The sequence below is a fragment of the Microcystis sp. LE19-8.1F genome, from assembly GCF_027531715.1.
Lineage (GTDB): Bacteria > Cyanobacteriota > Cyanobacteriia > Cyanobacteriales > Microcystaceae > Microcystis > Microcystis wesenbergii_A.
Genome location: NZ_JAPZSO010000199.1, coordinates 1 through 22583, shown reverse-complemented (window position 1 = coordinate 22583; position 22583 = coordinate 1). Strand labels below are relative to the sequence as shown.

Annotated in this window: 19 protein-coding genes and 2 pseudogenes; 11 read left to right on the top strand and 10 right to left on the bottom strand. The window is 44.1% G+C overall.

Annotated features, from left to right (window positions below; all coding sequences use genetic code 11):
• Positions 1 to 11 precede the first annotated feature (11 nt).
• Positions 12 to 617 carry a cob(I)yrinic acid a,c-diamide adenosyltransferase gene (gene cobO, locus O9334_RS18745; RefSeq protein WP_002767649.1) on the top strand — a complete coding sequence of 202 codons (606 nt, stop codon included), beginning with the start codon at positions 12 to 14 and terminating at the stop codon, positions 615 to 617.
• Here cobO and O9334_RS18740 read toward each other — a convergent pair whose 3' ends face one another.
• The 3 genes from O9334_RS18740 to O9334_RS18730 all read right to left on the bottom strand — a co-directional run bounded on the left by O9334_RS18740 (position 618) and on the right by O9334_RS18730 (position 4483).
• Positions 618 to 1799 (bottom strand): aldo/keto reductase, encoded by a 1182-nt coding sequence (locus O9334_RS18740; protein ID WP_045361739.1) that lies wholly within the window; start codon positions 1797 to 1799, stop codon positions 618 to 620.
• A 400-nt stretch (positions 1800 to 2199) separates the two neighbouring features.
• A complete protein-coding gene (map, locus tag O9334_RS18735; RefSeq protein ID WP_045361741.1) occupies positions 2200 to 2964 on the bottom strand; it encodes a type I methionyl aminopeptidase in 765 nt (254 codons plus the stop codon).
• Positions 2965 to 3475: 511 nt separating this feature from the next.
• The gene (locus O9334_RS18730; protein WP_288001779.1) at positions 3476 to 4483 is read right to left on the bottom strand and encodes a Gfo/Idh/MocA family protein; all 1008 of its coding nucleotides are present in this window, start codon (positions 4481 to 4483) and stop codon (positions 3476 to 3478) included.
• Between the two features lie 84 nt (positions 4484 to 4567).
• On the opposite strand from O9334_RS18730, the gene O9334_RS18725 reads away from it, so the two are divergent.
• Complete coding sequence (locus tag O9334_RS18725) at positions 4568 to 6607, top strand: hydantoinase/oxoprolinase family protein (protein WP_288001776.1); 2040 nt, start codon at positions 4568 to 4570, stop codon at positions 6605 to 6607.
• Between the two features lie 7 nt (positions 6608 to 6614).
• Complete coding sequence (locus O9334_RS18720) at positions 6615 to 6761, top strand: hypothetical protein (RefSeq protein WP_173351057.1); 147 nt, start codon at positions 6615 to 6617, stop codon at positions 6759 to 6761.
• A 64-nt stretch (positions 6762 to 6825) separates the two neighbouring features.
• Here O9334_RS18720 and O9334_RS18715 read toward each other — a convergent pair whose 3' ends face one another.
• The 3 genes from O9334_RS18715 to O9334_RS18705 all read right to left on the bottom strand — a co-directional run bounded on the left by O9334_RS18715 (position 6826) and on the right by O9334_RS18705 (position 8551).
• Positions 6826 to 7446, bottom strand: coding sequence for a chorismate lyase (locus tag O9334_RS18715; RefSeq protein WP_104397327.1), 621 nt, complete (start codon positions 7444 to 7446; stop codon positions 6826 to 6828).
• Between the two features lie 148 nt (positions 7447 to 7594).
• The gene (locus O9334_RS18710) at positions 7595 to 7891 is read right to left on the bottom strand and encodes a hypothetical protein (protein WP_045361750.1); all 297 of its coding nucleotides are present in this window, start codon (positions 7889 to 7891) and stop codon (positions 7595 to 7597) included.
• Positions 7892 to 8551 carry a glutathione S-transferase family protein gene (locus O9334_RS18705; RefSeq protein ID WP_045361753.1) on the bottom strand — a complete coding sequence of 220 codons (660 nt, stop codon included), beginning with the start codon at positions 8549 to 8551 and terminating at the stop codon, positions 7892 to 7894. It abuts the gene before it with no gap.
• Positions 8552 to 8738: 187 nt separating this feature from the next.
• Between O9334_RS18705 and lepB the strand changes: the two genes are divergently transcribed.
• From lepB to O9334_RS18685, 4 genes are all read left to right on the top strand, one after another.
• Positions 8739 to 9836, top strand: a complete 1098-nt coding sequence (gene lepB, locus O9334_RS18700) for a signal peptidase I (protein ID WP_288001772.1) — start codon at positions 8739 to 8741, stop codon at positions 9834 to 9836.
• A gap of 151 nt (positions 9837 to 9987) precedes the next feature.
• Complete coding sequence (locus tag O9334_RS18695; RefSeq protein ID WP_288001770.1) at positions 9988 to 10563, top strand: hypothetical protein; 576 nt, start codon at positions 9988 to 9990, stop codon at positions 10561 to 10563.
• A gap of 6 nt (positions 10564 to 10569) precedes the next feature.
• Complete coding sequence (locus O9334_RS18690; RefSeq protein ID WP_045361760.1) at positions 10570 to 10938, top strand: DUF1818 family protein; 369 nt, start codon at positions 10570 to 10572, stop codon at positions 10936 to 10938.
• Positions 10939 to 11003: 65 nt separating this feature from the next.
• Positions 11004 to 12074, top strand: coding sequence for a YheT family hydrolase (locus O9334_RS18685; protein ID WP_288001824.1), 1071 nt, complete (start codon positions 11004 to 11006; stop codon positions 12072 to 12074).
• Between the two features lie 78 nt (positions 12075 to 12152).
• Here O9334_RS18685 and O9334_RS18680 read toward each other — a convergent pair whose 3' ends face one another.
• Entirely contained in the window at positions 12153 to 13214 is a 1062-nt protein-coding gene (locus O9334_RS18680) for an ISKra4-like element ISMae42 family transposase (RefSeq protein ID WP_288001767.1), read from the bottom strand.
• A 92-nt stretch (positions 13215 to 13306) separates the two neighbouring features.
• Between O9334_RS18680 and O9334_RS18675 the strand changes: the two are divergent.
• A pseudogene (locus O9334_RS18675) lies at positions 13307 to 14170 on the top strand (formylglycine-generating enzyme family protein); the annotation flags it as partial.
• Between the two features lie 408 nt (positions 14171 to 14578).
• Positions 14579 to 14842 (top strand): hypothetical protein, encoded by a 264-nt coding sequence (locus tag O9334_RS18670; RefSeq protein WP_288001764.1) that lies wholly within the window; start codon positions 14579 to 14581, stop codon positions 14840 to 14842.
• Positions 14843 to 14931: 89 nt separating this feature from the next.
• On the opposite strand, the pseudogene O9334_RS18665 reads toward O9334_RS18670, so the two are convergent.
• Both O9334_RS18665 and O9334_RS18660 read right to left on the bottom strand, forming a co-directional pair.
• Positions 14932 to 15486 (bottom strand): annotated as a pseudogene (locus O9334_RS18665) (Rpn family recombination-promoting nuclease/putative transposase).
• A gap of 268 nt (positions 15487 to 15754) precedes the next feature.
• Entirely contained in the window at positions 15755 to 16267 is a 513-nt protein-coding gene (locus O9334_RS18660) for a DUF29 domain-containing protein (protein ID WP_242017409.1), read from the bottom strand.
• A gap of 127 nt (positions 16268 to 16394) precedes the next feature.
• Between O9334_RS18660 and purL the strand changes: the two genes are divergently transcribed.
• On the top strand, positions 16395 to 18665 hold the full coding sequence (gene purL, locus O9334_RS18655; protein WP_288001760.1) for a phosphoribosylformylglycinamidine synthase subunit PurL: 2271 nt from the start codon (positions 16395 to 16397) through the stop codon (positions 18663 to 18665).
• Positions 18666 to 18802: 137 nt separating this feature from the next.
• On the top strand, positions 18803 to 20266 hold the full coding sequence (gene purF / locus O9334_RS18650; protein ID WP_288001757.1) for an amidophosphoribosyltransferase: 1464 nt from the start codon (positions 18803 to 18805) through the stop codon (positions 20264 to 20266).
• 228 nt (positions 20267 to 20494) lie between these two features.
• Here the strand turns inward: purF and O9334_RS18645 are convergent, their stop codons facing one another.
• On the bottom strand, positions 20495 to 22210 hold the full coding sequence (locus tag O9334_RS18645; RefSeq protein WP_288001755.1) for an ABC transporter ATP-binding protein: 1716 nt from the start codon (positions 22208 to 22210) through the stop codon (positions 20495 to 20497).
• Positions 22211 to 22583: the final 373 nt, after the last annotated feature.

The window sequence follows — 22583 nt, the reverse complement described above, 5'->3', positions numbered from 1 at the left end:
GATAGACCCGAATGCAACTGACTCCCGAACAATACAAAGAAAAAATGCAGCGCCGCAAGGCAATCCAAGAGGAACGTTTAGCCGAAAAAATCGCTGAAAAAGGTTTAATTATCGTTAATACCGGCGATGGTAAGGGAAAAACCACGGCAGCCCTCGGCATGGTTTTACGTTCCCTCGGTCATGGTTACAAAGTGGCGGTGGTACAATTCATCAAAGGTGCTTGGGAACCTGCCGAACAAAAGATTTTTAGTGTTTGGGGGGAACAAATCGAGTTTTATGCTATGGGGGAAGGTTTCACCTGGGAAACTCAAGACAGAGAAAGAGATATAGAGAAAGCCCAAGAAGCATGGCAAAAAGCCCTAACTTTTCTCGAAAATCCCCAATATAAATTAATTTTACTCGATGAGATCAATATCGCCCTTAAATTCGGCTATCTGGATATTCAGGAAGTTATCGCTGGTTTAGCCCGAAAACCCGCTAATTGTCACGTTATTCTCACTGGTAGAGGAGCCTTACCCGAATTAATCGAGATAGCGGATTTAGTCACGGAAATGAAGTTAATTAAACATCCCTTTCGTCAACAGGGAGTAAAAGCGCAACCCGGCATCGAATTTTAATTAACTACTGCTTAAGCGTTGTACCGTCTCTCCCGACAATAATCGATGAGTTTCGGCGAGAAGATAGGGAATTTTATCAGCGTGGGGACTAGCGGCTAAACAGGCAGTTAAATCGAGTTTTTCCACCTCTTTTGCTTGTTGACCGGGGAACCAATGACCCCCATTCCCCAAGAGATTGTATCTGGCCCTGGCAAAGTCGATCATATCGTAGGCGATAGCAAGATTGTGTAACCAGAGGATAGAAGGAATATTAATCTGATTGGGTGTATTTTCCCAGCTAGGTAAACCCACAGACCAAGTTTTTACCCAATTATCGCCTAAACAGTTGATCATCTCCCCTTGCAATCTCTCGATAATTGCCGGTAAAATCTCCTCGGCTCGATCGAGTAAGGGTAAAGTTTTCAGGTGTTCATCAAAATCTGTGGGTTGCGCTGCACCGATACTCAGGGTATGAACGGCCGGATGACTGAGACAGAATAGGTCATTAAAAACCATCGGACTGAGAGGAGAACAGAGAGCCACGAGCTTAGGGGGAGGATTGTAGAGATGGCCGCCCTTATCGGAGGGACTAATGATAAAAACGCCCATATCGTGCTGTTTTGCCGCTTCTATGGCCAGCCAGTTATTCTGAAAAATATAGTACCAGTGCAGATTGAGGTAATCGTAACAATTTGTTGCAATAATCTTGACAATTACATCAGTTGGTGCATGGGTGGAGAAACCGATAAAACGAACTTTTCCTTGTTGCTGTAATTTTTTCGCCTCTTGCCAACAACCGCCCTCGGCCATAGTGTCATCGAGAATTTCGGCCGTGTTGATGCCATGGATGCCCAACAAATCCACATAATCTAACCGTAAAAATTGCAGGGATTGCTCAAATTTACGGCGAAATTCCCGCACATCTTGACTAGGAGAAACTTTCGTCTGCACGATAATCTTATCCCTCGGTAGTTGCGGCAAAATTTTGCCCAATTGCATCTCGGAAGTGCCGTAACCCCTAGCGGTTTCGATGTGATTAATCCCCACTTCCAGAGATTTATTAATGATTGCCTCTAAATTGCCTTGATTCTCGTCGGGAATTTGCGACATTGGCAAATCCTGCCACTGAAATTGATAGCGCATTCCCCCACAGGAAAACACCGGCATTTGTAGATTAGTGCGACCGAAACGACGATACTGCATATATTCAGTTATCAGTTATCAGTGAACAGTTATCAGTTATCAGTTATCAGTTATCAGTTATCAGTTATCAGTTATCAGTTATCAGTTATCAGTTAAGTAGTCGTGCAAAATAAATTTCCTAGTGAAGAAAGGCACTCATGCAAGAGGCAAGAGGCAAGGGGGGGTTAGATATGTGTAATTAATTTTGCTTAGGTACTTATAGTCATTTCAATTAAGATTGAGAATATCAATCCCAGAGTTCATAAGGTTTTTGTCGGTCTAGAGTGTATCAGACTTATCTGAAATGACTATATCAGTGGGGAGATGGGGTTTTAGGGTTTTGGGGTTTTGGGGTATTAGTTGACACTTCTCTATTTCCCCATTCTCCCATTCCCTATCCCCTGTTCCCTGTTCCCTAAATTTAATCGGGTAAAGTGAGAATTTCGACACCGGTTTCGGTGACGGCAATGGTGTGTTCAAATTGGGCCGAAAGTTTACCATCTTTAGTAATAGCAGTCCAACCGTCTTTTAAGAGAATATGTTGCCAAGTACCCTCATTAATCATTGGTTCAATGGTGAATACCATGCCAGGGCGAATTGTTTTGCCTTTGCCGCGAATGCCGTAGTGGGGAACCTGCGGACCGGTGTGAAAAACATTACTGATACCATGACCGACAAAATCTCTAACCACTGAAAATCCCTGTCCTTCGGCATATTCTTGGATAGCTGCGCCGATATCGCCGATTTTACCCCCCGGCTGCACCGCATCTATGCCTCTTTGCAGACATTCTCTGGTCACTTCCACTAACTTTTTGGCCAAGGGGGAGGGAGTACCGACAAAGAAAGTCTGCGAAGTATCGCCGTGATAACCTTCTAAAATCGGGGTGACATCGATGTTAATAATATCGCCGTCTTTGAGGATTTGATTGGCGCTGGGGATGCCGTGACAGATAACCTCGTTAATGCTAGTACAGATGGACTGAGGAAAGCCATGGTATCCTAGAGGCGCACTTTTGGCTCCATGGGCGCGAGTCCAACGTTCTGCCTCGTCATTGATTTCTAGGGTACTTACCCCCGGTTTAACCATATCTGCCAGATGATCTAACAGTTTAGCCGCTAATCGTCCGGCTCGACGCATTTTTTCAATTTCCCGGGAGGAGAGTAAGGTGATGGTATCGTTGCCCATGAATTATCCGACTGTTGAGAAAGATTCTTGTTACATTTCTTATCCTAGCAAAATCGGGCAGCGTTATGGTTTAGGGGGGGGAGACTTTTCAGTTATCAGTAAACAGTAAACAGTAATCAGTGAAAAGACAGCACTGTTACTGCCATTTAATACTGCTTACCATTTTTCTTTATTAGTGGCAGACATCCTACTCCCCTTGCCCCCCCCACCCCCCCCCGACATCGGGGGGGGTGGGGGGGGCAAGGGGGGGCAATTAACTAGGTTTTGCTGAATAATGGTAAAACCCTTTTAAAATAAGGCTTTTGACCTGTTAAAATCCGATGTTCATGCTGCGAAAATAGGATTAAGACCTTCAAAAACCTTGCATTATCCTTCGTATAGTACATAGACTGGTACAAAAAAAGAGGGCAACAAAGCCTGAAACGACCGGCTACTGACGACCGACGCGGAGACTCCTAACCCCACCAATAAACTTTTTGCCGCAAACCCTACTTATCAATCCCCTGTTTCCCTATTCTAAGCGCAGGATTTCTCCACCTCTAGCTAGAGATAATTCTGCTGCCTGGAGGATTTTGACTAATTGGGTCCCTACCGATCCCGAAGATACAGGAGAATCGACACCCGTAGCCACCGACTCTAAAAAATGTTCGCATAATGCTTTTAGGGGTTCACCATCGGCAATAGGGATAGATTCCGTCTCCTGTCCCCGGGGAATAAAATAGGCTTCCTGACGCTCAAAATGGCCCTTTTGTCGGGTTAAAGGCGATCGAGAGTCTAATTCATTGAAAATTAAAGTCCCTTCGCTGCCAACTATTCCTAAGCGTCGCTGTTTATCGGGATTCAACCAACAAAGGTGAATAGTCGCTTGAAAACCATCGCCATAGATCAGGGTTAACCAGACTAAATCGGCTAGATGAGGTTGTAGCCAGAAGGTTCCCCTCGCCTGAACTAATACTGGTGTACTATTTAGCCAATGATTAAAAATCGAGATATCGTGAATAGCTAGATCCCACAAAGCGGACACATCCTGACGGACGGGACCTAAGTGGGTGCGAGTGGCATAACCATAAAGAGGTTTACCGATACCCCCGGATTGCAGGACTTTTTGTCCAGTGATAACGGCGGGATGAAAAAGATAGGTATGATCAACTAATAAAATACGCTGTTTTTTCGCCGCTAATTCCGTTAATTCGCCACATTCTTGGGGATTGAGGGTTAAGGGTTTTTCGGCGAGGACATGATAACCTAAATTAAGAGCATCTTTAATCAGGGGATAATGACTGATGGCGGGAGTAACGACGACTACGGCCGAGATTTCGGGGTGATTGCGAATAGATTCCCAGTCATTGGCTAAAATAACTTTATTAGTATCGAGATTAAATTGATCCCGACAGAGACGGAGTTTTTCAGGGGAGGGATCAACGATTGCCACCACTTGTGCTGAGGGATGTTGAGAAAAATGACGGACGAAATGCACTCCCCAACGTCCTACCCCTAAGATAGCGATTCCTGTGGACATTTTGCTTACTCAGATAAATCAATCTAGTTTATCTTAAAAGAATTAGGCACAATTGTTAATTGATTCTGAGAACTGGAAGGGATTATGTTAAAATTTTTCATCGATCGAGGGGGAACTTTTACCGATATCGTGGCGATAATCGATCAACCAGAAATTATTGAACGACTAGCTAGAGATGCCGCTAGATTTCTGATTGTTCCCCTTGCCGATCAACAGTGGATTGTTCTCTATAAACTGCTCTCGGAGAATCCCGAAAAATACCCAGATGCAGTCATTCAAGGGATCAAAGATATTAGCGGTTCCCTAGATAACATCGAAGTGATCAAAATGGGAACAACGGTAGCCACCAATGCGCTGTTAGAAAGAAAAGGAGAGCGCACGGTTTTGTTAATCACCAAAGGTTTTAAAGATGCCTTGAGAATTGGCTATCAAAATCGCCCCGATATTTTTGCCCGTCAAATTATTCTTCCTTCTTTATTATACGAACAAGTTATCGAAGTGGCGGAACGCTACGATAGTCAAGGACAAGAATTAATCGCCGTTAATCCCGCCCAAGTTAAAGCCGATTTAATGCCAGTTTATCAAGCGGGTATCCGAAGTTGTGCGATTGTTTTTATGCACAGTTATCGTTATCCCGACCACGAAAAACAAGTGGCAGCCATTGCCGAAGAAATCGGCTTTACTCATCTAGCCATTTCCCACCAAGTCAGTCCTTTAATGAAGCTGGTATCCCGGGGAGATACCACGGTAGTCTCTGCCTATTTATCGCCAATTTTACGCCGCTATGTTGATAGTATTAGCCAGCAATTACCGAAAACTAGCTTGTTATTTATGAAATCCGATGGCGGTTTAGTCACCGCCGATAAATTTCAGGGTAAAGATAGCATTTTATCCGGTCCTGCGGGGGGAATAGTTGGGGCAGTACAAACCAGTTTAAGGGCGGGATTTAGCAAAATTATCAGTTTTGATATGGGAGGAACTAGCACCGATGTTTCTCATTTTCAAGGGGAATACGAGCGCCAAACAGATAACGAAATTGCCGGCGTAAGAATGCGAGCGCCGATGTTAAGTATTCACACCGTGGCCGCTGGTGGGGGTTCGATTTTAGTCTATGATGGTTATCGTTTTCGGGTCGGACCGGAAAGTGCCGGAGCTAATCCGGGACCGGCCTGTTATCGACGGGGTGGACCCTTAACAATTACCGATGCTAATGTTTTGTTAGGAAAAATTCAAGCTGCCTATTTTCCCGCTATTTTTGGAGAAGAGGGAAATTTACACCTAGATAGAGAGATTGTGCTGACAAAGTTTCAAGAATTGGCGGCAACAATGGGGGGTAATAATAGTCCTGAAATGTTGGCTGCGGGGTTTATTCAAATTGCCGTGGAAAATATGGCTAATGCAATTAAAAAAATCTCTCTACAAAAGGGTTATGATCTCAGTGATTATACTCTTTGTACCTTTGGCGGTGCCGGGGGTCAAGTGGCCTGTTTAATTGCCGATACTCTGGGAATGAAAAGTATTTTTCTCCATCCCTACGCCGGGGTTTTAAGTGCCTACGGCATGGGTTTGGCCGATTTGAGGGTAATTAAAGAAAAAGCGATCGAACAGCCGTTAAATGCCGATTTAATCGCGCAGTTACTCACGGAAATGAACGAATTAGAAGTCTTAGCGGGTCGGGAATTAGAGGGTTATAATCGGGTGCGGCAGCAAGTCAGTTTAAAATATCAGGGCAGTGATGCCACTTTAGCGGTTAATTTTAGCGATCAAATGCGTCAGGATTTTGAACGGGAACATCAAAGACGTTATGGCTTTAAACAAGAACAAAAAGCTTTAATTGTTGAGTCGATTGCCGTGGAATTGATCCAGACTATGGACAGTCCCCAAGAAGCAATTTTAACCCGCACCCGTCCGATGGGAGAATTACCTCCTATAGTCGATAAAGTAGCGGTTTTTATGGCTAATCAATGGCGGGAAACGCCAATTTATCAGCGTTCAGATCTGCAACCTTTTGATTGTCTGGCAGGACCCGCAATTATTATCGAAAAAATTAGCACGATTGTGATTGAACTGGGTTGGATGGCAAAATTAACGGAGAAAAATCATTTAATTCTCTCCAAAGATTAACTAGGGTTTGCGGCAAAAAGTTTTTCGTGGGGGTAGGGTGTGGGGTGTGGGGTGTGGGGTGTGGGGTTTTACCAGTTTTGAGGTGGCCAATTACCTAATTTTCAGGGAAAAAGTGCCTAAATTTCCCCCACTTTTTGATTTCAAAAAAGCCTAAAGATATTATCCAACAAGGTTTTTAGCTTTATTCAGTAAACCCTACATAGAAATATCTACAGCAGTTATCCTAATTGATCAATTCTCATTTCGCCGAGGTATTTACGGAGATAGGGAGAAAAAACCTCGTAAATCAGGGTCAGGGGTTGGCGAGCGTGCCAAAATAGGTAATGACGACCCCAAAATGCTCCTTTTTCCCCAAAAGCTATTTCTAATTCCGGGGAATGACCGTAATAAAGTCCCTGCACATCGCGATACAATTCCGTGTGCAGCCGCGAGAGACTTTCCCAAATCGGTAGGGAACGATTTTCTAGATATTCGTCCACTTGATTGGCAGACCACCAAGAAGCGGCATAGGCTAACCTTTGACCACTAGCTGTGCGTAACCAAACTTGACGACGCAATCTCGGCCCCGGAATCAGGCTAATTTTCATCGGTGCGCCATCCTCATCGTCGCCGATGGGGGACATATCGATCACATCCACCTCCGTTTTTTCACCGGTTAAAAGTTGTAAATGACGGGTGGGAGAACCATCGCCGAGAATTAAAATCTGCCAAGGAGGCGCGAGTTGGCTATGGGGTAAACCTTGTTTAACATCGGTTTCGTCTCCTTGCCAGAGAGGGGACAGGGAGTACCAAGGAGGATTAAGCAGGGGCTTTTCTTGGGGGTGGAGGATAGCAGTCAAGGTTTGTTACAAAACTTTATGATTTTTTCATTAATCATAACACGGGATTTTTGTCTGCTGGCGATAAAAGCGATCGCCTTGCTCTAATCCTCTCTAACTTTTCGGTTAGCAGATGCACTCTTGCCAAAGGAGATCGACTATTTTGATTTTAACGATAGAAAGGTATGAATATCTGGAGGAGTTTTTGTAATCTTCTCAGGGCAATTAATTGTCGAATCTTGGGATTAATTTGGGGGGGATAAATGCTGGTGGCTAATTGTTCTTCTAGTAAAGCATATTCTGCCGCAGTTAGGGGTTGATTATCAAGGGGCGAGCGAGCCGAAGTGATAATTTCTGCTCGTAAAATTTCTTCGGGAATATCTTCGGGAGAGGGCAAAGCAAGGGTTTTGAGGGGCGATAAGAAACCGATCGAGATAAGGATGATAATTTTGGTTGTTCGCTGCATTTAATTTAAACCGGGGGGCAATTTTTCTCGACACTGTTGATGAATTTCCCCGATTCTAGCAAACAACCAGGGATATTTTTGACGATAACTGGGAATTAGAGCCAGAGGACTGAGTAGAGCAGTGGCGGCAATATCGGCTACACTTAATTTATCTGCCACTAAATAGGGCTGATCTTGCCAATATTCTAGAATCTTGAGGGCATTTTCTAGGCGCTCCTCCGCTAGTTTTACCCTGGCTGGGGTGATTTTATATTGTTGTCGCACGATCTTAATAATTATTTGACTACTCAGGGAAGGATCGATCGCTTTTCCCTCTCCGGCGCGATAATCATAATAGACAAATCTCGTCGCTACTCCAATACTTTCATCTAACCAATCCTCTAGTAACCAAGCTTGATTTTTCTCCTTTTCCCCAGCGGGAACAAAAGAGGGGAAAGGAACTACTTTTTCTAAATATTTTAAAATGGCAGTAGAATCGGCAATAATCTCATCTGCTGCCATTAAAACGGGGACAGTGGTTAACCCTTTAGTTAGGGGACTGAGTTTGAGAATATGTAGTCCGGGAGTGAGATTTTCTACTTGGTAATCAATCCCCTTATAACCTAGGGCTAAACGAGCTTTGCGACAGTAATGAGATGTGCTAAATTGAAGTAAAAGCATTAAGTTTTGTTGGTTGCTATAATAGTTATCAGTTATCAGATTTGAGTTTTAAGTGAGCAGTATGTATTAAGCGAGCAGTATTATTCCTACTGTGTTTTCACTGATTACTGTTTACTGTTTACTGTTTACTGTTTACTGTTTACTGATCACTGATTACTGTTTACTGAATTGGCAATAGGTCTATACTATGAGCAAACCCCCCCTTTTTTCGGCTGTTTCTCCTCCTGATGCGACTAATTCACAAACAAAAGATCCCTGGTTAGCGGTCAATCTCTCGATGTTTTTCCCCGGTTTGGGACAATGGTATGCTAACAAAAACCAGAAAGCAACCATTTGGGCGATCGCTCAAATAATATTAATAATTGTGACAATTTGGTCAATTTTTAGCCCCAATGGCCCTGTAAGCTGGGGATTAGGGGGAATAGTTGCTCTGGTTATCCTTTACATTAGCAATATTTTTGACGCTCACTGGAGTGTTTATTATTCCGAACAGAATAACAGCTTAGAGAAAATTCCCCGCCAACAAAAAAACCCATGGTTTGCCGTCTTCGCTAACCGGATTATACCGGGGTTAGGGCAATTGTACGCCGATAAGGTGATCTTAGGGATAATTTTTCTGACTATATCCCTGATTACCCTGAAAATGGATCATTTTTTTGCCAATATCCTCTTTCTTACCCCTTTAATTACAGCGATCGCTATTTATCATGTTTATCACACTTTCCCCCATCAATTCCATCCCCATCGTCACACCTATCGTTCCATTTTGGCGCTGATGGTGGCAGCAATTTTTACTTGGGGAATTATCTGTAATTATTTTCCCGATTGGTTACATCAAAGAATAGAATTTTTCGAGATTCCTAGCGAATCCATGCTGCCTACCCTCGCAGTAGGTGATCGCATTTTCGTCAGTCAATCTGGTAATTATCAAGCAAAAAGAGGCGATATAATTGTTTTTAGAACTCCCGAAAAAATTAAGCAACTAGATCCTAAGTCTGGAGATTTTTTTATTAAACGAGTCATCGCTATTGCTGGGGATACCATTGAAATCCGGGGGGGCAAAGTTTATCTCAACCAGCAAGTTATCGAGGAACCCTACACCGCCGAGTTAGCCAATTATGAAATAGAATTTATGACTATACCCCCAAAAACCCTGTTTGTTTTGGGAGATAATCGTAACCATAGTTTTGATTCCCGTGATTGGGGTTTTTTGCCCAAAATTTATATCGTTGGTCAAGCCTATAAAGTTTACTGGCCTCTCGATCGTGTTCAGTCTTTGCTATGATGTAGATGACTGGGGTAACTTTGAGCCTAGGTGTTACAGTTAGATGAGTTTGGGTATTGTTAGATGATTATAACATTCCCAACCTATGGAAATGTTCCTGAAAAATTACCACTGGTGCTAGATAATTAACTTCAATCTTTTCTTGATTAATATGCTGTTAAAATTCCCTCAAAAGCTGAAAATTAAGCAAATAATATTATTAGTATTCTGGCTAGGAATAGGGATATTTTTCTGGTGGTTATCGTGGCAATCCACCGGGATTAGCCAAATTCAACGCCCCGAAACAGTTGCTCAACAAATTTACCAAGCAATGCCAGATTTACCGAAAGAAAACAACTATACCCGTCGAGATACAGGGGCGATCGATCCGAATAATACTTTAATAAGTCGCTTTCTTCGTTATCATCAAGATACAAAAAAAAGGTTTACTCTCATCCGTTTTGATTGGCAATTAACCCTAGGAGATTATCTAGGAGTGAACGAGAAAATCAGCGAAGAAAACTATCCCGGACAAGCAACCCTTACCGTTAATCCCATGGCCGCCGATATCAAAGCGATTAACAGTCTTAATCGTCGTCAACGGCAGCAGTTAGTCACCCTTCTAGTCGAAATTTATAACCCCGCCATTCTCCCCCAAGAAACCCCCAATCCTAGTCCTTCTCCTAGTCCTTCTCCCCGTCGTCCATCTTTATCAAAACCAGGAGATGCCGACCTATTAAAATTCTAGAAAATTATGGAAAAAATTCTCAAATATGGTTCGGGTTGGCGACTCGGTTGGGATTCTAAGGCGGCCATTTATAAAGGATTAATTGGTGGCGATGATTGGGCGATCGAATTGACCGAGGCCGAGTGGCAAGATTTGCGTCGGTTACTATCACAATTGACCGCAACTATGGCGGCCATGGTCACAGAATTAATGGATGAAGAAAGTATTGCTTGTGAAGCGGAAAGCGAGCTTTTATGGTTAGAAGCGGCAGGATTTCCCGATCATTATTCCCTGCGATTTATTCTCTATCAAGGTCGCGGTTGTGAGGGCAATTGGTCGGCCACTGCCCTGCCAGAGTTGCTCGCCGCTTGGGACAATTTGCTTTACAATTTTTAAGAAAGCGGTGGGCATAAGTTAATTTTTGTCTCCCTCTCTTGACTTTTTTACTCCCCTGTGCTGCTATGCTTGCCCATCCTAAAACGAAGACCGATAATCTCACCTACACCCCGCCCCCATTGCTGAAAAACGGTTTTGCCATGACCCTCTATGTGGCCCTGAAAGCGCGAGAAACCTGGCAAAATACGATCGCTATTCCCGAACCAGTCTATCAAGAAACCATTTTCACCGGGGCCGATGCCGTCCCCATCTACGGGATTGTTTCCATTCCCCCGCAAGCGAAGGGAACAATTATCGGCACCTACGGCATCACGGGAGACTTAGATAATCAATGGTTTTTAAGAATTTTAGGCAGAAAAGCCGTAGCGAGAAACTACGCGGTCGTCCTCTTCGATTGGCGCGCCCACGGTAAGACAGCCGAATTATCCCCGACTCTCACCTCCGATGGCATCTATGAAGGGCTAGATTTCGTTCATATTGCCGCCCAAGCCCAAAAAATGGGCTGTCCTGCTCCTTTTTGGTTCACGGGTTACTCTCTGGGGGGACAATTAGCCCTCTGGGGAATTAAATCGGCAGAGAATAGGGAAGATAGGGGGATTGATCCCGTCGATATCGGTGGTGGTGCGGTAATTTGTCCTAATTTAGACTCTAATCGTTCTTTATCCTATCTCGTCCGGGAGCCCTGGGGGAAACATTTGGAAAAAGCGATCGCCAGGGAATTACGCAAGTTAGCCAAACGCATCCATAAGGCTCATCCCGATCATATCGATCCTCAAGCAATTACTCGCGCCACCACGATTGCCGGATTCGATCGAGAATTAGTGATTAAAAAGCTAGGATTTGAGACAGTTTTTGACTATTATGCCGCTAGTAGTCCCTTGCCCTTTCAACCCTATTTAGCTAAACCCACTTTTATCCTCTACGCGGCCGATGATCCCCTCTTTTCCCCCGCAGTTATTCCCGATCTGCAAGCAGCGATCGCTGATAATCCCCACGTGGATCTACTCTTAACCAACCATGGCGGTCATGTGGGTTATATCAGCAGTTTATCCTGTCAGCGTCAGTGGGGCGATAGCGATCGCTGGTGGGCATGGAATCGGGTTTTAGACTGGTTTGACCAAAAAACTGGCAAATAATACTAAATCCGTTGAGTATAGGTTAAATATCACTTGGGAGCAAGTCAGTTTTGTCAGAACATAAATACTATTCAATAGCTAAAGACTGTTATTTAGGTAAGCACAGCGGTGTTTAAGCACTTGAGGGATATTTTCTTCATTCCACTGGGCTCCAGAAATTTTCAGTCGTCGGTCAATCTGTTTAACCGTGGATTCAACGGCTCCCGAAGCAATAGAGCAAATCTCTTCTTGTTGATAGTAATTATAATTAACAATTCGATGACGATGAATCTCTAAATAACGACAGAAATTTTCAGCTCGTTCGTTTTTTAAAGGAGAGATTAATGCTATTGTTTCCTCAATTTTGCCCTGCCATAATAAACTTTCTGCTTTTTTCAATCTCTTCACTGAACCGCCGACTTTATGAAGATTTTCTACCAAATGAAACCAGTCAAGTATTTCTCTTTTTTCTCCTGGACAATCCCAGTTTTTCACAATTTTCCCAATACCGGGATGTCCGTCTCCCAAACAGGTAAGGGGGTCAGATAAAGGTTGTTGATTAACCCAATATATTAACGATTCATTTTCTCCAAACCAAGCTTTTCTTAGGAAAGTATCAACACAGATTGCTTTATAATCTTTCCAGATACAAGCCTCTCCCTTAGTTTCGGTTCTTAAGCGCACTTTTCCTCCATCTAGACTAATTTCTTGAACGGGGTTTCCTGATTCTTCTTCGGCAAATTGGTGGCGATGGACTAATCGTTGTTGAGTCCTAGCCGAGACCTTCATCCCTATATAAAATTGAAGATCTCTGGCGGCATTTTCATAAGAAACATTGGCACTAGCTCTTAAACAACAGCGTTCTAAGTAAGGACTAATTTGGTTATTACGAGGAATATTTAAACGGATTGCTTGTTTTTCTGTCAGGCATAATTCTCCGATGATGCTTTTTATTTTTCTCGGTCTCCCGGCTTGAGTTCCTGTCGTTTTTGTGACAAAAAAAAATCCTAGTTTCGGAGTTATATATTTTAAGGTCTGTTCTCTTATTGTCGTCTCTATTCCCTCTAAAGTTTGGATTTTTTCAGCCTCAGCTTCCTGATGAAGAATCTTGGCTATCGCTTGAATATGTTGGTTAAGTTCTTGTTGTTGCTCTGGAGTCATTTTTGTCTTTTCCCCACTCTTTTCTCTATCCCATACCCAATTGATGCTTTTGTCAAGTAGTTTATTTGTTCTTCAGCTTTGACTTGCTCCCAGTGGAAATCCCCGATGAGGAAATCGAACTCGAAACCGCCATTCAACGCATCAACGACCATGTAATCGAGAGAGTCGGGAATTTTATTATCACCTCTACCGAAAACCTACCCAATGGAGTAACACTGAAGATGGTGAGCTTACCAGCAGGTAAATTTCTCATGGGATCTCCTGACAGTGATCTCGATGCTGAAAGTTATGAAAAGCCTCAACACCTAGTTCAAGTAAACAGTTTTGCGATTGGGAAATATCCAGTTACTCAGGCACAATATCAAGCAGTAATGGGAACAAATGCAACATCTCAAAAATCGCTGAGAGGTAAGAGGAGAGCAACGGCAGCGTCGCTGCCCTCTTATTTTCAAAACAATCCGCAAAATCCGGTAGAACAAGTTAGCTGGAATGACGCTCAAGCTTTTTGTCAGAAATTGAGTCAAATAACAGGGAAAACCTATCGCCTACCGACGGAAGCCGAATGGGAATATGCCTGTCGTGCGGGAACAACTACTCGCTATTATTTTGGTGATGATGCTAATCAGTTAGGAGATTATGCTTGGTATGGCGGAAATTCTCAAAATACAACTCATCCTGTGGGTCAGAAAAGGCCCAATGCTTGGGGACTCTATGACATGATTGGCAATGTTTGGGAGTGGTGCGAGGACAATTGGCATGATAGCTATATCGGAGCGCCGACGGATGGCAGTGCTTGGATAAAAAATGGTAATGATAATCGTTCTCTATTGCGGGGCGGTTCTTGGTACAACGATCCAAGTTACTGCCGTTCCGCTTACCGCCCCGCCGACGCCCGCCGCGTCTTCCTCAACGACCACGGTTTTCGGGTGGTGTGCGGTGCTGGGAGGACTCTGTAACCCTTTTTCCCTTTTTACCCTTTTTACCCTTTTTCTCTTTTTCCCGCCGCTAGGCGGGTCGATTTTTTTTGAGATTTTTAATGGCTTCCATTACTGTTAATATCTCAGATGAACAGTTGAAGACTTAATTAGGGTTTGCATAGAAGATTCGATTTTCAATTTCTGTCGATGGCGTTTGGAACAAGGGGTTAAGGCTTGTGTTCGATGCCATCAAATCATTACAGATATGCCAATAATCCCAGATGATAGAGAATAGATATTTCCGAAAATTAAATATGCGTAACCTGAAACCCTTGGTAGGGACAATTCATGAATTGTTCCTACGTTTTCGGAGTAAAATTCATGAATTAGTCCTACATTTTCGGAGTACAATTCATGAATTAGTCCTACGTTTTCGGAGTAAAATTCATGAATTGTCCCTACGTTTTCGGAGTAAAATTCATGAATTGTCCCTACGTTTTCGGAGTAAAATTCATGAATTGTCCCTACGTTTTCGGAGTAAAATTTATGAATTGTCCCTACGTTTTCGGAGTAAAATTCATGAATTGTCCCTACGTTTTCGGAGTAAAATTTATGAATTGTCCCTACGTTTTCGGAGTAAAATTTATGAATTGTCCCTACGTTTTCGGAGTAAAATTTATGAATTGTCCCTACGTTTTCGGAGATGTCTAATGATGACACAGCTAGTCTCTCTGCTATAGTACAAAAGTCGTTTAGCATGATACGCTATCTAACCTTATTGCGATCGCATTGAACTTTTCCTATTCCCTTTGATTTGCTTGTCTAACCTGTTCGATCTCTAATTCTAAAGCTTGTGCTATCTGTTCAAAGTTTAATCCTAAGGCCAATAAACGAGGAATAGAGGCTAATTTTGCCGCTAATTCGCCTTCTTGTCGGCCTTCCTCTCTACCTTCCTCTCTACCTTCCTCTAAAGCTTCCTGATACACTTTAGTTTGTTTTAAATCGCTTAAACTAAACATCGCTTCTATCTCCTTTCTACTGACTTGGGGTAACTTATAAACCAAGATTGTCTCTATCAATTCTAAAAGTTCTTGCTGTTGTTTGAGCTTAGGTAATTCTTGTCTAATCTAACGGGAATAAAACCTATTATCTTTCTGAAATTGTACTTCTAGGAAATAAATAGGCTGATTGGGTGTATCAGGCAAAAAGACTCCATCGAGACGAAAGGACAATTGTTTAACTTCCACCGAGGAGAATTGATAAGAATTGGCGGTTTCAGGAGGAAGGTTCAACAAATCAAAGAAACAAGCGGGAAATCTTTGTAAGAGTTGATAAAAAATACTGTCAGTTTTCACGCAATTAAACTCAAAAAGAGGCCTCTAGTTTAGCAAAAGTTTTTTATTGTATTCTTCAGGAAGCTCCTGTTTTTGAGCAATTGGGATGACGACTGTTACCCAACACCATCGGAACCAAGATTAAATAGGGTATGATGGGGGTTGGATAGATTTTCTCCTATACTTTTTCCTCAAGTATGACAACCGGGGAAAGCTGGAAGGGTGGCACACCATAAATCATCTTCTTGCCAAAGAATAACTTTAATATTCATCTTTAACTTTTTTGTCCTTATATGTCGAAGTAATGATCGATATCAATCGGGAACCACTCCCCATCTAATACCTGTTCGAGGGAGAAAGGAGGCTCCACAGGAATCGCGTCGCCAGTGACGGTTTTCGCTTGTATTGAGGTTTTTCGAGCGTTCGAGTAGGCTTTTTGAAAATAATCCCGCGCGTGGTTGCTGAGAGTAGTAGTTTCTAGCCACTCTCCTAGTTGAGTTCGGAAACTGGCGATTTCTCCTACCCAGTGACAGACGTTGCGTTCTCGCTCCCGTTCCGATTTGTGATAAGCTAACTTAAACAGGTGTTCGATCAGCTGGGTTAATAAACTCTCTACAGCCCGTCTGTCACTTTTCCCCATGCACTCCACTTCCTCGATCAGATTTTCCCAGTCCACCTCATCAAACTTTTTTAGCTTTAAAAGTTCGGCGGTTTTTGAAGCCCAGAGAACAAAATCCTGATCATATAAGGCTTTCATTGATAAAGCTGTTTCTACTGCCATAGTTTCGTTCCAACTGATCATAAAACTATGTCTTTAGCTTAACTTTACTAGCGCAAACCCTTTTAACTTTTTTGTCCTTTACTAAGCAGTGTAACTCGATCTCATCAGACGTTATACAATAAATCTTGTCCCTCGATCGCATTGTCCCATGACTACCCCCTTCACTGCCGCAGAAATTGCCTCAGAAGGCATCAAACCCGAAGAATACGAAGAAATAGTCAAAAGACTGGGAAGACACCCCAACAAAGCCGAATTAGGAATGTTTGGCGTGATGTGGTCGGAACACTGCTGTTATAAAAACTCCCGGCCGCTGCTCAAACAATTCCCCACCACCGGCGAAAAAATTCTCGTTGGACCGGGGGAAAATGCCGGAGTAGTGGATTTAGGCGATGGATTGCGATTAGCCTTTAAAATCGAGTCCCATAATCATCCTTCTGCGGTGGAACCGTTCCAAGGTGCCGCTACCGGAGTCGGAGGCATCCTGCGGGATATTTTTACCATGGGGGCCCGGCCCATTGCTATCCTCAACTCCCTCCGTTTTGGTAACTTGGAAGATGCCCGTAATCGTCGCATTTTTGCCGGAGTCGTGGAAGGAATAAGTCATTATGGCAATAGTGTCGGCGTTGCCACGGTGGGCGGTGAGATATACTTCGATAATGCCTACAATGGCAATCCCCTCGTTAATGCCATGGCTTTAGGGCTAATGGAAACCGAGGAAATCGTTAAATCCGGGGCAAAAGGTCTAGGAAACCCGGTTTTATACGTTGGTTCTACCACCGGCCGCGACGGTATGGGAGGGGCGAGTTTTGCCAGCGCCGAATTAACCGATAAATCTATGGATGACCGGCCCGCGGTGCAAGTGGGCGACCCTTTTCTGGAAAAATCCCTGATAGAAGCTTGTTTAGAGGCATTTAAGACCGGCGCGGTGGTGGCGGCCCAGGATATGGGGGCCGCTGGGATCACCTGTTCTACTTCCGAGATGGCAGCCAAGGGAGGGGTGGGAATTGAATTAGACCTCGATAAAATCCCCGTCCGGGAAACTGGGATGGTCCCCTACGAATATCTGCTATCGGAATCCCAAGAAAGAATGTTATTTGTGGCAGCATCGGGACGAGAAGGCGAATTAATCGAGATTTTCCATCGTTGGGGACTTCAGGCTGTGGTCGCTGGCCAGGTAATTGCAGAACCGATCGTCCGTATATTATTTAAAGGGGAAATTGCCGCCGAAATTCCTGCCACGGCCCTGGCGGATAATACTCCTATCTATCATCGGGAATTACTAACAGAACCGCCAGAATACGCCCAAAAAGCTCAATTATGGCAAGATGCCACTATTCCTATTCCCGAATCCTATAACGAGATTTTATTAAAACTGCTGGATAGTCCCTCGATTGCCTCAAAACGCTGGGTTTATCGTCAATATGATCATCAAGTCCAGAATAACACCATTATTCTCCCCGGGGGGGCCGATGCGGCCGTGATTCGCGTGCGTCCTCTGGGTGCTAATCCCGCAAATTCTCGGCGAGGTGTAGCGGCGACTACAGATTGTAATCCGCGATACGTTTATCTTGATCCCTATAACGGAGCTAAGTTGGCCGTGGCGGAAGCGGCCAGAAACCTTAGCTGTGTTGGTGCTGACCCCATTGCTGTCACGGATAATCTCAATTTCGGAAGTCCAGAGAATTCAATCGGTTATTGGCAATTAGCCACTGCTTGTCAGGGTATTGCCGAAGCTTGTCGGGAAATGAATACACCAGTGACTGGGGGTAATGTCTCTTTGTACAACGAAACCGTTGACGCAGCTGGCAGCCCCCAGTCTATTTATCCCACTCCCGTGATTGGTATGGTGGGATTAGTGCCGGATATAGGGCAAATTTGCGGCCAAGGTTGGCAAAAAGCGGGGGATTTAATCTATATTTTGGGTTTCTCTTTGCCAACTATCGGCGCATCGGAATATTTAGCCGTTATTCACGGTTTGGTGACGGGAAAACCGCCAGTAATTGATTTTGAGTTAGAAAGAAAGGTACAAGCGGCCTGTCGTCGGGGAATTCGCGCCGGTTGGGTGAAATCTGCCCACGATTGCGCCGAGGGAGGTTTAGGCACTGCTCTGGCAGAATGCTGTATTAGTGGCCAATTAGGGGCGGAAATTGACCTTTCTTGGCACAATCAAGGCCGTTTTGACGCGGTGTTATTCGGAGAATTAGCTAGTTGCATTATTGTCTCCGTTTCCCCCGAAAATCGGCAAGATTGGGAAGAATACCTAAAGACACAATTGGGAGACTATTGGCAAATAACCGGCAAAGTTAGCGAAAAAAGCGATAATCTTCTGATTTTTGACCGGGATAAACAACCGGCGATCGATGTTAGTCTAGAAACTATACAGCAAGTTTGGTCAAAAGCGATCGAAAGAAGGCTGTAATCTTGAGGCCGTCAGCTAGATAAGATGGCCGATTATATCGGTAAATAAAGGCTGATAGCTGATCAATAAATCGTTAAAAGAAGATTAAGATCGGTTAAGATTTTGTTACCAAAGTATTCTGCAGCCCCAACCCTCCCATGTCTAGCCATCCCGACTCATCCCTATCCCTGAACCGCGTCGATAAGCCTGAAGAAGCCTGTGGAGTTTTTGGACTCTATGCCCCCGAGGAAGAAGTAGCAAAACTGACCTACTTCGGACTCTATGCCCTGCAACACCGAGGACAGGAATCGGCAGGTATTGCCACCTACGACGGGGAAACGGTGCATTGTTACAAAGAAATGGGCTTAGTTTCCCAAGTTTTTAACGAAACTGTCCTTAAAACCTTGCCCGGTACTCACGCCGTCGGTCATACTCGTTACTCTACCACCGGTTCTAGCCGTCGCGCCAATGCCCAACCTGCTGTGATCGAAACCCGTTTGGGTAAACTTTCCCTAGCACATAATGGCAATTTAGTCAATACTTTTGAGTTAAGAAATGTATTGGAAAAGCGCGGTTGTGATTTCGTCACCACCACCGACTCGGAAATGATCGCCGTCGCTATCGGTCAGGAAGTGGATAGTGGCAAGGATTGGATAGAAGCGGCGATCGATGCCTTTAGCTATTGTAGCGGGGCTTACAGCCTTGTTATCGGCACACCGACGGGAATTATCGGGGCGCGGGATCCCAATGGTGTCAGACCCTTAGTAATTGGGGTTTTGCAAGAAGAAGGCAATCCCCCTCGTTATGTTTTAGCTTCGGAAACCTGCGGATTAGATATTATCGGGGCCGATTATCTGCGGGATGTGCAGCCGGGGGAATTAGTTTGGATTAGTGAAGATGGCTTATCTTCGGTGGATTGGGCCATTAAACCGGAGAAAAAATTATGCGTTTTCGAGATGATTTATTTTGCTCGTCCCGATAGCATTGTTCACGAGGAATCTTTATATACTTATCGGGTACGTTTGGGGGAACAATTAGCCAAAGAGTCGCCGGTAGAAGCAGATATGGTGATGGGAGTTCCCGATTCGGGTATTCCGGCTGCGATCGGATTTTCGCGCATTTCTGATATTCCCTACGCGGAAGGATTGATTAAAAATCGTTATGTGGGACGGACTTTTATTCAACCAACCCAACACATGAGAGAGTCGGGGATTAAGATGAAATTGAATCCTTTAAAGGATGTTTTACAGGGAAAAAGAGTTATTATTGTTGATGATTCGATCGTGCGGGGAACCACTAGCCGGAAATTAGTTAAAGCTTTACGCGATGCCGGAGCAAGAGAAGTTCACATGAGAATATCTTCTCCTCCGGTGACTCATCCTTGTTTTTATGGTATTGATACGGACAATCAAGAGCAATTAATTGCGGCAACTAAATCGGTGGCGCAAATTCAGGCACAAATCGGGGTGGATAGTTTAGCTTATCTCAGTCACGATGGGATGTTAACAGCAACGAAAGAAGATCCGAAAACCTTCTGTACTGCCTGTTTTAATGGCGATTATCCGATTCCTGTACCCGATAATGTTAAGCGATCGAAGTTGATCTTAGAAAAAGTTAAATAGGGGTTGCTGAATAAATATAAAAACCTTGCTGGGTAAGACTTTTAGACTTTTGATCAATCAAAAAGTACCAGAGATGGGAGTGATCGGGGGGAAAATTCAGGGACTTTTTCCCTGAAAATTAGGTAATTGACCAGGTGAAAATCGGTAAAACCCTACACCCCACACCCCACACCCCACACCCTGTCCCCACGAATAACTTTTTGCCGCAAACCCTAAATAACCTCACGGCTAAATCCTCTGAAAACAATCGGCAATTTCCTGGGGAGTTAAAAGAGAATTAGGATAACCGGAAAGTTGTCCTAATTTTTGTGCTAATAAAACTGCTTGGGGTGGAGTTAGATAGGTTTTGGCTAAGAGATCGGTTTGATGATAAGCTTGCCGGATTGGGGCATCTAAAAGGATGGTTCCTTGACCCATAATAATTACTCTTTCGGCGTATTCTGGCATTAAATAGAGGTGATGGGTGATAACAATCACCGTTTTGCCCATCTGGTGTAATTGACGACTCACCTCTAAAATTGCCTTAGCTCCTTGGTAATCTTGGCCGGTGGTGGGTTCATCAAAAACAACTATGCGCGGTTCCATGGCTAAAATTGCCGCAATCACTACCCGCGCTCGATCGCCTTTCGGTAAGGAGAGAGGATGATAGGAGCGATATTCTAGCAATCCCATGGCTTCTAGACTTGCTTCCGTGCGTTGGGTGACGATTTCTGGGGAATAACCGAGATTAGTCAGGGCAAATGATACCTCTTTCTCGACAGTGGTGTTAAAAATCTGATTATCGGGATTTTGGGCTACATAACCGATCGATCGGGCTAAATCACTGACAGAAAAGCTACCGATCGAACGTCCATCAATCATAACTTGACCGGTGGTTGCCGAGAGAAGATTGAGAAAATGCTTGACTAAAGTGCTTTTTCCCGCGCCATTTTGACCGATAATCAGCAGATATTCCCCTTCGGCAATATCGAGGGACACATCCCGCAAGGCGGTAGTACCATCGGGATAGGTATGGCAGAGATTTTTTACCCTCAGTATGGGGTTTAAGGGGTCAGAAACCGACGATAAGGGAGGGGTTGGGGTTCTATGATGGTAAAAGGATTTAAGCTCGTTTAAACGGGCAAAACTGCGGTCTAGGGTGACAGGAATAGAATTTATCGCCCCGATTTTTTGATCGATCAAAGCAAAAGTAGTGGCCACTTGCGGGGGACGCAGGGCATTTTCCTGTAAAAGTTGTACTTGGGAGTAGATCTCTGCTGGGGTTCCCATGGCTTCGATCGCACCCTCCCTTAATAGTACCAGGCGATCGGCATATTCGGCCATTTCCTCGGCTGCGTGGGAGACCATCACAATAGTGACACCGAGATGGCGATTTAACTCCTTAATGGTGGCGAAAACTTCCTGGGATCCCACCGGATCCAGTTGGGAGGTGGGTTCATCGAGAATTAACAAAGCGGGCTGAACTGCGAGAGCGGCGGCGATCGCTAATCGTTGTTTTTGTCCTCCCGATAATTCCCCCGGCGATTTTTTTTCCATTCCCTCTAACCGGACTGCCGCTAAAACTTTGGGAATACGCGCTTTAATTTCCTCTCGCGGTAGCCGTAAATTTTCTAAGGTAAAAGCGATTTCATTTTCTATAGAAGTGGCTAAAAGTTGCGTTTCCGGATCTTCAAATACTGCCCCCACATAGCGGGCCAAGGTGCTAACGGGATGGGTTAAAGTGTCTAAACCGGCTACTGTTGCATAACCAAAAAAACGCCCTCCGTAAAATTGGGGGACAATACCGTTAAGAGTTAAACAGAGAGTAGTTTTTCCCGCACCTGTGGGCCCGATAATACCTAAAAATTCTCCTCGATGAATTGCCAAAGAGATATTTTTAAGCACTAGATTGGAGGATTCGGGATAAATATAGGAAACTTTCTCTAATTGGGCGATGATTTCCATTATCGGTGGGGAATAGAAGACGGGAGTGGGGTAGATAGGGAGATATTTTTCAGGGAAATGCGAGTTAGGGACGCTTCTATTTTCCGCTATTTCGATCGATGAACTCGATTATCACACAGGTAGCCCACTACTCTGTCAATTTTAAAACGATGGCAAGATTTAAGCTAAGACGTATTTAAAGGCTGCATCTCATTTTTGTAAATCTACTTAGTTGGGATTTTTAAAGGGAAACTATCTTCTAAAATTGGTCATTGCTTCCGATTTTACCACTCAATCCAAGCCTTTGGGGGGTTCTACCCCCCAAACCCCCCGTTGGGGGCGTGGCGCCGCCCCCAAACCCCCCCCGCATTAGTTTTTCGGTGGGATGCTTACA

Bases quoted from the DNA above. Each gene is read 5' to 3' on its own strand.
- cobO (WP_002767649.1), top strand. From the start codon at position 12: ATGCAACTGACTCCCGAACAATACAAAGAAAAAATGCAGCGCCGCAAG.
- O9334_RS18740 (WP_045361739.1), bottom strand. From the start codon at position 1,799: ATGCAGTATCGTCGTTTCGGTCGCACTAATCTACAAATGCCGGTGTTT.
- map (WP_045361741.1), bottom strand. From the start codon at position 2,964: ATGGGCAACGATACCATCACCTTACTCTCCTCCCGGGAAATTGAAAAA.
- O9334_RS18730 (WP_288001779.1), bottom strand. From the start codon at position 4,483: ATGTCCACAGGAATCGCTATCTTAGGGGTAGGACGTTGGGGAGTGCAT.
- O9334_RS18725 (WP_288001776.1), top strand. From the start codon at position 4,568: ATGTTAAAATTTTTCATCGATCGAGGGGGAACTTTTACCGATATCGTG.
- O9334_RS18710 (WP_045361750.1), bottom strand. From the start codon at position 7,891: ATGCAGCGAACAACCAAAATTATCATCCTTATCTCGATCGGTTTCTTA.
- O9334_RS18705 (WP_045361753.1), bottom strand. From the start codon at position 8,551: ATGCTTTTACTTCAATTTAGCACATCTCATTACTGTCGCAAAGCTCGT.
- lepB (WP_288001772.1), top strand. From the start codon at position 8,739: ATGAGCAAACCCCCCCTTTTTTCGGCTGTTTCTCCTCCTGATGCGACT.
- O9334_RS18695 (WP_288001770.1), top strand. From the start codon at position 9,988: ATGCTGTTAAAATTCCCTCAAAAGCTGAAAATTAAGCAAATAATATTA.
- O9334_RS18690 (WP_045361760.1), top strand. From the start codon at position 10,570: ATGGAAAAAATTCTCAAATATGGTTCGGGTTGGCGACTCGGTTGGGAT.
- O9334_RS18685 (WP_288001824.1), top strand. From the start codon at position 11,004: ATGCTTGCCCATCCTAAAACGAAGACCGATAATCTCACCTACACCCCG.
- O9334_RS18680 (WP_288001767.1), bottom strand. From the start codon at position 13,214: ATGACTCCAGAGCAACAACAAGAACTTAACCAACATATTCAAGCGATA.
- O9334_RS18670 (WP_288001764.1), top strand. From the start codon at position 14,579: ATGAATTGTCCCTACGTTTTCGGAGTAAAATTCATGAATTGTCCCTAC.
- O9334_RS18660 (WP_242017409.1), bottom strand. From the start codon at position 16,267: ATGATCAGTTGGAACGAAACTATGGCAGTAGAAACAGCTTTATCAATG.
- purL (WP_288001760.1), top strand. From the start codon at position 16,395: ATGACTACCCCCTTCACTGCCGCAGAAATTGCCTCAGAAGGCATCAAA.
- purF (WP_288001757.1), top strand. From the start codon at position 18,803: ATGTCTAGCCATCCCGACTCATCCCTATCCCTGAACCGCGTCGATAAG.
- O9334_RS18645 (WP_288001755.1), bottom strand. From the start codon at position 22,210: ATGGAAATCATCGCCCAATTAGAGAAAGTTTCCTATATTTATCCCGAA.